Annotated in this window: 13 protein-coding genes and 3 pseudogenes; 9 read left to right on the forward strand and 7 right to left on the reverse strand. The window is 54.0% G+C overall.

Features of this window, described 5'->3' with window-relative positions:
- Positions 1 to 145 precede the first annotated feature (145 nt).
- The 8 genes and pseudogenes from KTJ89_RS06745 to KTJ89_RS19400 all read left to right on the forward strand — a co-directional run.
- Positions 146 to 394 carry a phosphopantetheine-binding protein gene (locus tag KTJ89_RS06745; RefSeq protein ID WP_259357165.1) on the forward strand — a complete coding sequence of 83 codons (249 nt, stop codon included), beginning with the start codon at positions 146 to 148 and terminating at the stop codon, positions 392 to 394.
- Between the two features lie 8 nt (positions 395 to 402).
- Positions 403 to 1548 carry an acyl-CoA dehydrogenase family protein gene (locus KTJ89_RS06750; protein ID WP_259357166.1) on the forward strand — a complete coding sequence of 382 codons (1146 nt, stop codon included), beginning with the start codon at positions 403 to 405 and terminating at the stop codon, positions 1546 to 1548.
- A gap of 112 nt (positions 1549 to 1660) precedes the next feature.
- Positions 1661 to 2884 carry a condensation domain-containing protein gene (locus KTJ89_RS06755; protein ID WP_259357232.1) on the forward strand — a complete coding sequence of 408 codons (1224 nt, stop codon included), beginning with the start codon at positions 1661 to 1663 and terminating at the stop codon, positions 2882 to 2884.
- 107 nt (positions 2885 to 2991) lie between these two features.
- The gene (locus tag KTJ89_RS06760) at positions 2992 to 4197 is read left to right on the forward strand and encodes an MFS transporter (protein WP_259357167.1); all 1206 of its coding nucleotides are present in this window, start codon (positions 2992 to 2994) and stop codon (positions 4195 to 4197) included.
- 15 nt (positions 4198 to 4212) lie between these two features.
- The gene (locus KTJ89_RS06765; RefSeq protein WP_259357168.1) at positions 4213 to 4476 is read left to right on the forward strand and encodes a phosphopantetheine-binding protein; all 264 of its coding nucleotides are present in this window, start codon (positions 4213 to 4215) and stop codon (positions 4474 to 4476) included.
- A gap of 298 nt (positions 4477 to 4774) precedes the next feature.
- Positions 4775 to 5248: a 4'-phosphopantetheinyl transferase family protein gene (locus tag KTJ89_RS19330; protein WP_374990258.1), complete on the forward strand. Its 474-nt coding sequence runs from the start codon at positions 4775 to 4777 to the stop codon at positions 5246 to 5248.
- A 317-nt stretch (positions 5249 to 5565) separates the two neighbouring features.
- Positions 5566 to 6147, forward strand: coding sequence for an FkbM family methyltransferase (locus KTJ89_RS19335; protein WP_374990259.1), 582 nt, complete (start codon positions 5566 to 5568; stop codon positions 6145 to 6147).
- Positions 6148 to 6692: 545 nt separating this feature from the next.
- Positions 6693 to 7648 (forward strand): annotated as a pseudogene (locus tag KTJ89_RS19400) (IS1634 family transposase); the annotation flags it as partial.
- 3 nt (positions 7649 to 7651) lie between these two features.
- Here the strand turns inward: KTJ89_RS19400 and KTJ89_RS06780 are convergent.
- The 4 genes from KTJ89_RS06780 to KTJ89_RS06795 form a co-directional block, all read right to left on the reverse strand.
- The gene (locus KTJ89_RS06780; protein WP_259357171.1) at positions 7652 to 8521 is read right to left on the reverse strand and encodes an ATP-binding protein; all 870 of its coding nucleotides are present in this window, start codon (positions 8519 to 8521) and stop codon (positions 7652 to 7654) included.
- Positions 8518 to 8799 (reverse strand): hypothetical protein, encoded by a 282-nt coding sequence (locus KTJ89_RS06785; RefSeq protein WP_259357172.1) that lies wholly within the window; start codon positions 8797 to 8799, stop codon positions 8518 to 8520. The genes KTJ89_RS06780 and KTJ89_RS06785 overlap by 4 nt, the downstream gene beginning before the upstream one ends.
- Positions 8796 to 9716: an IS21 family transposase gene (gene istA, locus KTJ89_RS06790; RefSeq protein ID WP_259357173.1), complete on the reverse strand. Its 921-nt coding sequence runs from the start codon at positions 9714 to 9716 to the stop codon at positions 8796 to 8798. Before istA ends, KTJ89_RS06785 begins: the two co-directional genes overlap by 4 nt.
- Before the next feature lie 66 nt (positions 9717 to 9782).
- Positions 9783 to 10139: a hypothetical protein gene (locus KTJ89_RS06795; RefSeq protein ID WP_259357174.1), complete on the reverse strand. Its 357-nt coding sequence runs from the start codon at positions 10137 to 10139 to the stop codon at positions 9783 to 9785.
- Positions 10140 to 10263: 124 nt separating this feature from the next.
- On the opposite strand from KTJ89_RS06795, the pseudogene KTJ89_RS19405 reads away from it, so the two are divergent.
- Positions 10264 to 10780: pseudogene (locus tag KTJ89_RS19405) on the forward strand (IS1634 family transposase); the annotation flags it as partial.
- A gap of 57 nt (positions 10781 to 10837) precedes the next feature.
- Here KTJ89_RS19405 and KTJ89_RS06805 read toward each other — a convergent pair.
- From KTJ89_RS06805 to KTJ89_RS06815, 3 genes and pseudogenes are all read right to left on the reverse strand, one after another.
- Positions 10838 to 11227, reverse strand: coding sequence for a hypothetical protein (locus tag KTJ89_RS06805; RefSeq protein WP_259357176.1), 390 nt, complete (start codon positions 11225 to 11227; stop codon positions 10838 to 10840).
- Between the two features lie 11 nt (positions 11228 to 11238).
- The gene (locus KTJ89_RS19410) at positions 11239 to 11763 is read right to left on the reverse strand and encodes an IS110 family transposase (protein WP_259357177.1); all 525 of its coding nucleotides are present in this window, start codon (positions 11761 to 11763) and stop codon (positions 11239 to 11241) included.
- Positions 11764 to 12035: 272 nt separating this feature from the next.
- Positions 12036 to 13044 (reverse strand): annotated as a pseudogene (locus tag KTJ89_RS06815) (transposase).
- Positions 13045 to 13126: the final 82 nt, after the last annotated feature.

The following is a 13126-nucleotide window of genomic DNA, read 5'->3' on the forward strand; positions in this document are numbered from 1 at the left end:
TGGAACAGAATAGAACGCTGTGCTTCGAATCACGGACGCAGACAGCACGTTGTTTTGCTTGCTGGACATCAGATCGGATGTATGTTTGGATGTAGCAACTTAACTCAACCTTCAATGACGAACGTGTGAGGAACCGTGATTCTGAATGGTAGTTGAATCATCTCAAGAGTTTGAGCGTGTTACATCTTTGGTCAAGGATCGGTGGGAAGCTGTTCTCAACCTTGATGATATCGAGGCCACCGACGACTTCTTTCTGCTTGGGGGGCACTCATTGTTAGCAGTGCGCCTAATCGCGGGCTTGCGTGATGATCTTGGCATAGCACTTCCTGTGTCGATGATTTTCGAACATCCACTGTTCGGTGATTTCTGCCACCATATAGCCAAACAGTCTTGATGAGATCCATGGAAGTCGAGACCGAGTGCGCCCTCGACAAAGGTACGAGGGGCCGTATGGTGGTTGAGTTCAAAGAGTTTCTTCAGATGTTGGAAAAGGGAGAGTTCGGGCACCTGGCTGAACAGACTCCTGACGCGATACGCAAGTTGTCGATAGCGCGAGGGTTCTACGCTGCTGATTTTGACACTGATCTCGGAGGCCGTGGCATCTCTCAAATGGAGATGTCGGAGATGCGTGTACTTGCGGCGGAATCGGGGCTGGACCTCTCGCGCTATACGCTTGCGGGGCCTGAAGGGCCCACTCACGTGTTGAACGAATGTACTCCCACTCAGCGTGAAAATTGGGTTAAACCTCTAGTTAAGGGAGAAGTTACTCGATGCACGGCTATGACCGAGCACACTGGAGGTTCCGCATTCGGTCGATCGATTACTGAGGCAGTCTGGGATCCTTCAAGATCGAGGTGGCACCTAAAGGGAAACAAGCATCTCATCTCCAACGCTGATTCGGCAGACTTAGCTATCGTGATGGCATACGCAAGGGGGCGGGAAAAGGACGGCCCGACAAACTTCATCGTTCCAGTCGCGAGCAATATGGGCTGGGTAGTGAGGCCCTTGGCGGGCATGCATGAGGACTACCATCAGTTCGATGTCGAGATCGACGTGCATGTGAGCGACGAGAGCATTCTCGGCGGGATCGGGAAGCTAGGCCACGCGACTGCTCAGGCGTTGCAGTGGCTCCCTTACGGAAGATTAACGATTGCCGCAAGAGCATTGGGCTTAGCAAAGTTTGCGCAAGAAACGGCTATCGAATACGCGAGGAATCGTAAACTCGTTCATGGCGCTATAAGCGAAAACCATTTCATAAGGCATATGCTTGTCGAAAATTATTGTAGCATAGAGTCTTGCGTCCACATGGTAAGAAAAGCTGCAAGTAAACTAGATTCAGGCAGTGACGGATTGCTTGAAACGTCGACCGCGAAGTTGTGGGCAACAGAATGTGCATGCAAGATCATTGATAATTCAATGCAGATCCTCGGCGGGAACGGATGGCTGAGAGACTATAAGCTCGAAGGGGCATATCGAGAGGCGCGAGCATTCCGTATTATTGATGGCACGTCCGAGGTGCAAACAGAGATAATATATAATTTGCTATGAAACACAGATGACGAATAGCGACCGTGGTGAATAAGATATGAAGACTACAAGGGATAAGCGTCTAAAGCGCGGGGAGAATCGTCGTATCGCATTGTCGTTTCAGCAAAAGGAGATGGTGCGAAACATCGTGCGAGTTCCTGCATACGCTCACACTTACGACTACGTAAGCGTGTACAGCATCGAAGGTAATTTCGATATTGAACGTTTGACGTCGGCCATAGAAAGTGTGCTTTGGCAAAATGCTGCACTTCGTACCTATATAAAGTATGATCGATCCACAGGAAGCATTAGCGGGTGGGAGACAGAGAATCTCGCAGGCTACCTAATAGTGACACATTCGTCTGGATGCAAATCGGTTAAAGATCATGTAACCGAAGCGAAACGGTGCCGGCTGAATGCTGATGAAGTGTGTAACGGGGCACCGCTGGTCAACTTCGAGATAAGAGTCGGAAATCCGACTGTCTTGATCTGTAAACTACATCACTTAGTATCGGACACCTGGTCTGAGGCGTTGCTTTGGAAAAAGATTAGAGCGTCGTACTGCGGGAATAGCAATGTATCCGGTTCAAGCGACTATGCTTCATATGTATCCAGGCAATCGATTCTCCATCAGAGCAATTCCTCTGAGGCTTGCAATTACTGGAGTAAGAAACTTCAGGGCCACACCGTTTCCGCTGAGGAACGATGGGGAGATGGAGTCTATAGTAACCTTCATGACGCTTCAAAACTTGATGTACACGATAGTTCGCTTCTGGTCGGGAGGAAAGCGGCGCAGGCCGTCCACAGGCTCGCACGTATAAAAAAGGTCACGCCCTTTCTTGTTGTTCGATGTCTCCTCTCTCAAGCTGTCGCCGAGCTAACTGACTGTCGCAATGTCCTATGTGTTTCAGATGAATCCGACCGTAAATTAGAGGAATACGAATCTGTTATAGGTTTCATGGTGACCACGCGTCAGCTTTACATGAGTTTTGATAAAACTGAGACGGTTATTGAAGCCATCGAAAGCGCGCGCAGCGATTGGCTCGAATCGCTACATCTAAAAGAAGTATATGAAGGGCAGATTCGAGATACCCTCGGCGTAACCGATATTGTTAAGATAAATCTAACCACTTCGTTGCACAATCCTAATCGAAGTTTAAGCCTTCCTGACGCGAACGTCGTCCGTCATCCGGTCACATTCGACCGGATACACTGGCGGCCGCTGAATATCTACTGCCAGATTACGGCGACCGAAATAGCCATTCGATCTATCATCAGGAAGTCGGTACTTGACAAGCACAGAATCGACGAGCTAAGAAGACTCATCACTCTCAGTTTCGACCAGATTCGTTTTTGAACCCGGATTTCTCTTAAAAGGCGAAAATCGAGCTAGCTATTCAGATGCAATATTGAGCGTAATTACAGCCCGCCTGTCTAAGTACGCGGTGCAGGAAAGGATCCAGCTTGTCGGACCATGGAGAAATGGATGGCCAAAAGGTCTTTAGGGTTTGGCTTGCAGGCCTAACTGTATCCCTCTTGGGAACGCAAGTGTTGACTTATGGACTGAGTTGGACGGCCGCTGGAATTAGCGGGACGTTAAGCGGTATAGTTCTGAGTGTAGTGGCGTTGCCTCGCCTGGTCCTGGCGATTTCCGCGGGAGCTTTAGCTGATCGAATTGGGCCCTGGCGAATTATGTTGCTTTCCGATTGTGCGATGTTTTTCGTTGGCGTCGGCGGGTACGTTCTTGTATTAAATCTGGGTCCAATGCCTTGGGTGCTAGTGCTAATCGCAGCTCTAATCGGTACATCGGACGCTTTCTATCGTCCTTCTAGTGGTGCCGTACCGAGGCTGCTGGTTTCAGAATCTGGGCTTGATAGAGCCGTAGCTGCACGTCAGGCGGTCAACCAGGTCGTTGGGTTCTCCGGTCCTGCTATAGCTGGTTCAGTCGTCACTGCTTTCGCCCTACAGGGAGCCGCGCTGTCTGCTGCTGTTGGTTTTTTGGCGATGGTAGTGCTGATGTCCATCCTGCGCAAGCGTGTGGGACAGTTCAACAGAGCTGAGAATAGAAACAGCCTACTTTTTGATACTTGGCTTGGAATAAGGGCTTCCGCCTCTCTGCCTAAGGTACGTACCATACTATTACTATTGTGCTGTACCGCCGGTTTTGTTTTGCCGTTGATGACTCTGCTCGCTCCATTGCTAGGCCACACCAATAGCTGGACAGCTGCACAAACCGGCATAGTGTCGGGAGCGTTTGCTGGCGGTCTTGGTACCGCGGCTTTGGTGGTCTATCGATTCGGTGGTAAAACGCTACTTAAGATTCCAGTCGTTGTAGGCTTGGTTATATCGGGACTAGCCATAGTCGGAATCGCATTGTCAGGCACTTTTTGGATAGCAGCCATTTACTCCGCGGTGTCAGGATTTGGAGCGGGTACTTTTACTGTTCGGACGGCCACAGCGCTTCTTATCAACACTCCCGAAGAGTTAACTTCGAGGATTCAGGCTTCGGCGTTGCTCGCGCAAACGATACCGATGTTAATAATGAATAATGTATTTGGTATGCTTGCCGACTCTATCGGACCTGTTACTGTTACCGTTATCAGCGGACTGTGTGCATGCTCGGTGGGGGTTTTATGTCTGTTTATACGCTCAGCGCGAAGACTGGAATAGATGGGAAGGTGCGTAATGAGGAATGACACGAAGGTCGCTAATATTGTCTACTCCGCATGGATGGAGCACGTTACCGTGATAGGGGACCGCCCATCCGATTTTTTTGCGGACGGTGGAGATTCATTGCGCGCCGCGCGATTGTGTAACCGCATCTCTGCACAACTCAGTCTTGAATTGCCGATCTATGTAATTTTCGAGCACCCCAATTTCAAAGATTTTGTTGCTACTGTTGAACGTTTGCTGAACACATCATCGGAGGAGCCGACGTTCGGTGATTGACCAAGTGGAGACTCCCGGCGTTGTCGGTATGACACGCATTTATTATTCCCATTGTTCAAGTTCACAATTGTCGAATCCTGACATGTCCCTCGGATTTCTTTCGGACCGGGACGTCAAGAGAGCTGCATCTTTTAAGTCGATTCACCGTCTAAATCAGTTTGTTTACGGAACTATGCTACTTAGGCTTGCGGCTTCACAATTCCTGACTTGTGACGTTGAAAGTATTTCAGTGGACCGTACGTGTCACAATTGTGGGGAGGCGCATGGGAAACCTCGTATCATTCACGAATTGTCTGGGATGCCGAAGATCGGGTGTTCTCTATCCCATTCTGAAACTTTATTAATATGTGCGATATCATCGGGCACGTCTATTGGGATAGATTGTGAACCGCTGAACGCCACGCATTTATCAGATCTAGTTATCGGCGACATACGGTCTACTGATGACAAAATCGATATGGATCCGATTCTCAGTGATTTTCGTTCGTTAGTGACATGGACGGCGAAGGAAGCTTATTTGAAGATGATTGGAGAGGGGCTTGCGCGAGACATGCGGAGTCTCCGGCTTTTCGTTAATTCCGCCGACGCGTGGGTGTACGATGAAGTACTATGCTCTTTGTCTAAAGGTGTTTTGAATTGGTCGCTTTCTGGATTTTTGGTAGCGTCATTCGGCCCCTCTTTGTCTGATGCTAGTTTTCGAAGTATTAGTAGTGATTGTTTTGAACAAGCGTTTCTTCAGAAGCGATATGGTGCTGAGAATCTTAGAACGTAGAATCTTCTGTTTGTTTAGTATCGAGTAGTAATATTATTCCGATGTGAGCAATTTTGAGAGGGGTGTGCTAAATGAAATCTCGCCGTAAAGTTCTGCAACTGGTAGTTCCGAAACCCGAGGGCGAAGATGCTGACTTCGACTTTCGGTTTCGAGATAGTCGGCTTGTGAGGTGGACTTCTGCGTTTCGTAATCGTGTTTCAGTGTCGGACTTGTTGCGCGTCCGCGTAGGATTAGCGGATTCCATTCGGTTGGGTGGCGTTTATGTAGATATAAATGATTCTGGCCAAGCTTCACTTCGTCTCATCGAAGATATCTGGATGCGTGGTGAGTACGACTTTACCGGGTACGTAGTTCAACCCGGGTGGCGCGTGATTGATATTGGGGCAAATGTCGGGATATTTACGTTGCTTTGTTCTCAGCGAGGAGGCCGCATCGTCAGTTACGAACCTTCTCCGAGTTCTGTTGATAAACTTCGGGAGCATTCAGTTGGGCGTTGGATTGACGTGATTCACGCGGCCGTAGTCCCCGAGCGGGACCGGTCGAGGGCTCGGCTGTATCTCAGGGATCGCCACACTCGGAATTCTCTATTAGAGAACGTAGGTGCTCCCGTACGTGGTGGTTCGATAGATATACCTGCCGTGTCTATGGATTACGTGTTGGATAAGCCGTGTGATTTATTGAAGATTGATACTGAGGGTACTGAGCAAGAACTGATAGTTTCTGCGGGCGATAAGCTTCGGAACGCCGAACGCATAATTGCTGAGATCGATGAGTCTGTGGTTGATCCTCAGATAGTCTTGGAGTACGTGCAATCTTATGGTTTCGGTGGCCGTGTGCATAGAGCGTTCCCCGGCACTCCGTATCATTTGCTTACTGTCAAAAAACGGTGTTGCTGTTAGTATCCAGATTCTTTCATTCTGTTGGTGGTACGGTGTGGAGTTGAGATCTGGAATTGTAGAGCTCAGGTTCTAGTAGCTTCAGCTAAGGATATTTTTCGGTTCGTTATACTCGCTTCGCGATCGGTTGTAGACTATAGCTGGTAGTTCTACTGTTGGGTTTTCGGTTGAACCTACGTCTCAATGCATTGGCGACTATGCATTTATCCGGTGCTTACCCTCGCTGAATTGCGATACTTCATTTCACTGCCTATTTGGTGCCGATCGTCTGTTGGTTGATGGTTTAGTTCATGGTTTCTAATGAATATCCAGTGCGTGCAATTTGTTGGAGAAAAGGTTTTTCCTTCGAATTCTCCTTCGAGTTCAAGCAAATCAATTGGTAATGTATTATAGCTATCGGCATCGGGGCTGCTCTCGTGTTCTATCTGGCGATCGGACCTGCCGTGTACAAGTAGATGAGGTGTTCGTGAGCTCCACGCATATTCATACTGGATAGACGGTTGCTTCTTTCGGCTTTGGTTAACTGATTTGAGCCGTATCATGGTGGAATTAGCTCATTCGTGGGGAAGGTTCGACCGAGTTGGTCGCCACGGCGCCGCAGGTTGCCGATAAGACTGGCTGGCGGCACCGGATTGTCGAGCACCTCGGGGGCGCCCACACGCCCGATGACCTCGCTGCGGTCGTCGAGGCCGGCGAAGAACTCCGTGACCTCGGACATGCCACACTCGACTTCGACACTGCCGTCAAAACGCGAGTGTTATCCTCAGTCGTGAAGTTCAGCAGATCCGGGCTCCTCATCGACACGATCCGCGCCGTGTACGAAAGACTCGGGTTCGACATCATCGATAATGAAGCATTCTCCAACGCGTTGCCGCCTGATTGGCTGAGCCGACATCAAAGTCTGACAGTGTCAGAGTCATCGACGAACTCGGTGTCGAGGACGTCCTCCGCCACACGTTCCTCAACAGCCTTGTCCGGACGTAAGAACCTGACTACCGGGCACGGATCGCTGAGTAATGCTTCGTCTACAGTGTCGCCACCACTGGGATCAGTCTGCTGCTGTATGACGTCACGACCTTACATTTTGAGGCTGAGAAAGAAGGCGCGCTCTGTTAGGTCGGATACTCGAAAGAAGGCCGGGTCGACCCGTAGACCGTCATGGGACTCCTCGTCGACCGGACCGAATTCCCGCTAGAGATCGGCTGTCTCGAAGGATCGAAGGCTGAGACCCAAATGATCATTCCCATGTTCAAAGCCTTTGACGACCGCCACCACGTCACAGACATGATCGTTGCCGCCGATGCCGGCATACTCTTGGCCAAAGAGTTTGAAGGAACTCGATAATGCTGGGCTGTGGTTCATCGTTGGGTCCAGGCAGACGAATGTCCCACACGGTCTGGCCATGCAGTTTCGGTGGAGCGGCGAATGCACCGACTATGGGCAGATTATTGGCACGATCACTCCGAAAGGGGTGAAGCGACTCAATCCGGACCGGGTGAAGAAGAGTTTAGGGAAGCTGCATTCGGTAGCGTCTGTGGATCGAACCGGTAGCAGGAGCGCGGGGGTCCGGTAGCACTGCTCCGGTGCCCCGCGCTCCAAGTCTACGATCACGCCAGACTATCGACCTCGGGTAGTTGTCGAGTCTTCTTGCGCATATCCGGGCCATCGAGTTGGACGATCTCGCTGACGGATACCAACCGTCTGAGGATTGATTCAGTGATGACGGCGTCGTGGAGTGATTTGTACCAGTGACAGGGTCGAATTGAAACGTCACGATCGTGGCTCCCTTGCCCTCTCTGCTGGCCAGGATGTTCAGTATTTTGGCGGTCGTGTCCATCGTGATCGGAGTCGTGAGGAAGTCATCGAGGACGAGGACATCGCAATGCCGGAGACTATCGAGGAATCGTAATCCTCCCGGATCCGATGGTTGGTAGACAGCCAACCGATTCCCCAGATCATCAAGCCGCCAGTAAGCGACGGTGTAGTCCTTCCGGCAGGCAGCGTTGACCAGGGCCTGGGCCAGATAGGACTTCCCCACACTGGTTTTGCCGAGGATGACCAAGTTCGTTGCGTTCTCGACCCAGGCACAGGAGGCCAGCCGGTCAACAATGTGGCGAGTCAGCGTCCGGTCGGGCAGGTACCCGATGTCTTCAACCCAGGCTGCAGGGTTCGGAGCATGCGCGGCCTTGACGAGTTTATGAACCCGGCGATCTGCCCGGGCAGCGAGCTCGATATCGAGAGCATGGTGGATCTTTGCTGAGAATGTCCAGTCGTCGTAGTCGGAGTCGTTGGCGATATCGATCACGGCCTGCCCGAACGCGGTCATCCGCAGCTGGGTGAAAGTCGCCATGTCATCAATGGTCAGGTGGTCGCTCATCGGTCGGATCCCTTCTCCTCGTTCGTCAGCGCCTGAAGCCGGAATTGATCAACACCGGTCAAATGAGCCCGGCTGGTATCCCTGGACACAGCCGAGGCTGGGGCTGGTGATGGTGGTGGTGCAACTACAGATCGTTGCTTGGCTTCAGCGCGGATGGCAGTCATCTGGTGCTTGATCTCGGTGTAGCTGATCGGCCGGCGCTCATCGGCACACAGTGTCTGGCAGGCCCGTTCCTGCAGCGGCCGGTTATCGCCCTTGCCGAGAGACAGGATGTTCATGCAGGCTCTGAACCCTGGGCTTCGATCTTCTTGGCATCTGGCAGTCGAGTGAGCGCGTCAACCGTGTTCGGTCCTGCCTTCGCGGCCTGCCGGAGGAAGTAGCCACGGGTCCACAGCCCAGTCGTTTGGCCTTGAGAAGCGGGCGCATGGTCGGCATCGGTGACATACGAATGCGTCTTCGTAGCCACCCGGTGGCTGGCGACGATGTCCCCAACGGCGAGGATGTCGAGTCGAGTGCCGATGATGCGTACATCGACGGTGGAGCCGACGAACGCCGCGGGCACGGCGTATTTGATGATTTCGACCTGGATATGCCAATCCCGGAAAACTTTCGCCTTCTTCCAGCTCACGTCCTGCCAGGGCTGGTCGGGCAGGCTGATGAGGTCTCCGGCTTCGTCGTCGGTGAACCACTCACGCCAGGACCTGGACTGGCTGCGGAACGGGGTGCGGTCGTTGATCCATTCGACCCGGTCGGCAACGGCGTCATTGAGGTCATTAATGTCGACGAATGTTCGGTCGGCGAGGTAGTGAATGATCCAGTTAGTGACGATCTTGACGCCGGATTCGACGTTGGCTTTCTCCTTCGATTTATAGGCCCGGGTCGGTATGGCTGCGGTGTTGTAGTGCTCGAGGAACCCGGCGTAGGAGGCGTTGACGTCGCGGGTCTTGTCGTATTTGGTGATCTCGTTCGACGCTGTTGACGCGTTGTCGGGGATGATGACCTGGGCTACGCCACCGAAGTATTCGAAGGCACGCCTGTGGGCATCGCACCAAGCGGCCAGTTTTTCATCTGGGCATCCGTAGGCGAAGATCATTCCCGAGTACGGCAGTGTGGCGACGAAGACCGAGACTTTCGTGGTCGCGCGGGTGATCGGGTCGGTGATCCACATCGGGGTACCGGTCCAATCGCCTTGCATCGTGTGCCCCGGGGTGTGCGTGATCGGGCTGGTGAGGTCGTGCGTACGGACGTGTTCGGCGATGATCTAGCAGAACCGCTCATACCTGTAATGACGCGCCGAAGCAGTGGGTGACGGGGTGTTGAGGTAGCGGGCCCACAGCACTTTCAACGGTGGCTTCTTCCGCCCGATCCGAGCGTTGATCACGGCATCGATATCGTTCGGAACGAAGTCCCCGTCGACGCTTTTGCGGCCATCGGTGAAGAACCGATCTAGGTCGTCGACGGAGTGGGCATCGACTTGGTCCGTTGTCGTCATCGACTGGTCCTTGGCGATGGTGTGGGCCTTCGCGATCGCCCGGTGCGAGCAATGCGCCATCGCTTCGATCTGGCGGTAGGAGTGTCCCTGAACGATCAGGGACAGAATGAGCCGGTAGTCGGCCATGAGCAGGATTCCTTTCACTGATCACGACTTCACTGTTGTGGGTGAAAGCAATCCTGCTCTACTGCTACCGGGTACCTACATAGCTGCTACCACTTTGTTACACAGGTGCTACCGAAAGGCGCTTCCGTACAGATGGCGGGTGGTGTGGCAGTACCGTCGGAAGCGGGCGATGCGTGATGAGCAGACCCTGAACATTCAACGAAACCTGGCCTTGGCGATTGTCGATGGTGAGAAGCCGGCGAAGAAAGCCCCGTCTGTGAAGGTCACGGGCGAGGTGACAGCCTTCGGTGAGAAGGCTTATGAGCGAGCGATGAAGCTCTTTGGATTCAAAGGCTACGTGACGAACTTTCCCGTCGGGACCATGACTGCTGTCGAGGTAATTGGCAGGTGTCACGACTTGTGGCGTGTCGAGCAGTCTTTTCGAATGTCGAAGACAGATCTGTGAGCCAGGCCGATCTTTCACCGGAAAAGGGACGCGGTTGTGGCGCACTTGACGGTCGTGTTCACTGCATTGGCTGTATCCATATATATGCAGGATTCGACTGGGGGGGGCGTCGTTGAAGAAGCTCATCAGGTGTTTGCGGCCGTTGCGGGTGCGCACCAGGCGTATGGGTGGGCAGGACATCACGTTCACAACGTAAGTGCCCAGGGCCGTCGAGAACATGCTCAACGCGCTGGAAAAGTCGTAGATTCGGCCCTCAGCGGTGGGTAACTAAAGTTTTGTGCAACTCAGGGGAGAATTCGCGGGCTGCCAGGCGGATCTGGGAGGCGGTCTTAACGCCGCCTCCCGGCATGGACGTTAAGACCTGAAGATGAGGGAGCGAATCAGCCAGTTCCTCCGCTTCAGCCTCGATCTCGCCTTGTTCAGCCTTCAACTCCTTGATCCGGCTAGCGTGGCGTGGCACCACCGATTCCGACGTTTCCATGCCGGGCACGGTCACCGTCTGCTCAGCCAACCCGTCGAAGATCGCATCGATCAAGGCCGAGGGATCCTTGCGTGTGTGGTTCTTCGCCCACCGCTTCACCCCCGACTGCCCCGCCGCACGCAGCCCTGCTGGACCCCGATACTGAATCAGCAGATCTAACACGATGCTCCTGGTCAGCACGGTTCCTTTGAAGACGCGTTCCAGCGCGGGGTGGATCTAGAGCAGTAGGGACCGTAGCCGGTTGATCGCTCGCGTAATGTCGTGCGCCAGGTCTTCATCCGTACCAGCCAACACTTTGATGTTTGCCAGCACATCCGACTCCCGATCCACCGACCTCGAAGTATGTGGCATCGTTCCGGCGGTATCGGCGATGGTGAACGCATCCCGGGCATCAGTCTTCGCCTAACCCGGATACAAGTCAGCGCCTTGCGCATCGCCAACCCCGGAAGATAGGCGATATCGGCACCACAAACCCGGGCGACGGCGACAGGTAACGCCCCAATCATGTTCGGTTGATCGACGATGACGAGCACTCGACCTTGCTCGTCCTGCAGGGTCGTGATCACGTCCCGAAGTGCTACTTCGTCTTGCGGAAGTTCGTAGTCGAAAACACGCTCACCTGCCCGCCCCAGTCCGAAACCGTGACGACTTGTTTTGCCGACGTCGAGGCCGAGCCACACGTCGTATTCAGTGTTCATGACAGTCCTCCTCGACCATCAGTTCCATGGCCGCAGGTTTGTCATGACACCCGATGCTGGCACCCACGTTACGACGAGACCTCAGACAAAGCTGGGCCGATCCCCTGTCAGCAGTCAACGCGCTTCCTGGATTCCTGGCAGCAACACCCCCCCCCGGATCATCAATGACAGGGCGAATCAGCCATACCAGGACCAGCGACCAGACCCCGTTCAGGGCCAGCAATAGATATAGGGGCGCCCCCGCCCTATCTATGAACAGCTGGGTTGGTGGCTCATCGTAAACGAGGGCGTAGGTGGGGTTCGAAACTGCCAGCTTCGAGCAACGATCTTGCGATGTAGTGGGTGAGGTTCCGAAAGCCTAGGGCGGAGCCGCGGAGGTGTTCAAAACGGCCACTGATCGCTTCTGCCGGCCGGTTGGATGTGCCGGCCGGTCGAGGAACGCGATAATGTCGGCGACGATGCGTTGGTAGATGCCCCATGTCGCTTCGACCTCGACATGCTCCTCAAACGCGAACACCGCTTCCAGCCGTGCCCGTTGCCGACCGGTGAGCAAACTCGCCCCGGTGTGCAGGGTGCGGCTGGTCTTGTAGAGCGGGTCGCTCTTGAGCCCGCGGCGGCCGATGATGTCCTGCTACACGGGGCTGCGGTCGACAACGAGCGCATCGCCGGCAAGTCGGACGACGTGGAACGGGTTCATGACCGGGACGGCGTCGGGGAGTTCCTCGGCGGCAGCGGTCTTGAACCCGCTGAACCCGGCCATCGCGACCACCTCGACCCGCTTGCTCCACTCCTTCGAGCGGGTGGCGAGCCTCTGCTTAAACACCGCCTTCGAACGTTCCTCGACCAGGGCCAACAGCTGTGCCTGGCTTGTCTTGTGACGGGCTGGGTCGAGGTCGACGATCACGGTGACGTACTCGTTACCGAACCTGGTGTGACGCCAGACGTGCTCATCAACACCGATCGTGGTGACACTCTTGAACCGGCCCGGCTCGTCGATGAGTCGCCTTCTACCCTTGGCGAGAATCGTGGTGTTCGCAATGCGCCACCACGCCTCGAGACCTGCGGCAGCAGCGTCGTCGGCCGGTGCCCAAATGGACGCGTCGCCGATCCCCGCGACACGCCCTTGGTGGCGCACTTTCGACATCACGGGGCGTCCTCGACGACACGGCGCTCTAGCACCGCCCGGTTAGGCTCAAGCAACTGCCCAACGGCCTAGGGACCGAGCTCGTCAAGACGGTAGAACGTGGACACATCTGGGGTAGCAAAGGTAGCGTGATGCAAGTCGAGGTCTTTCGGACGGTGAGCTTAGGAACTTCCATCCTGGAAGACCTCGATCCATACCTATACCATCAACTGCGAAGAG

Origin of the sequence: Brevibacterium sediminis (assembly GCF_024895295.1) — a bacterium.
Taxonomy (GTDB): domain Bacteria; phylum Actinomycetota; class Actinomycetes; order Actinomycetales; family Brevibacteriaceae; genus Brevibacterium; species Brevibacterium sediminis.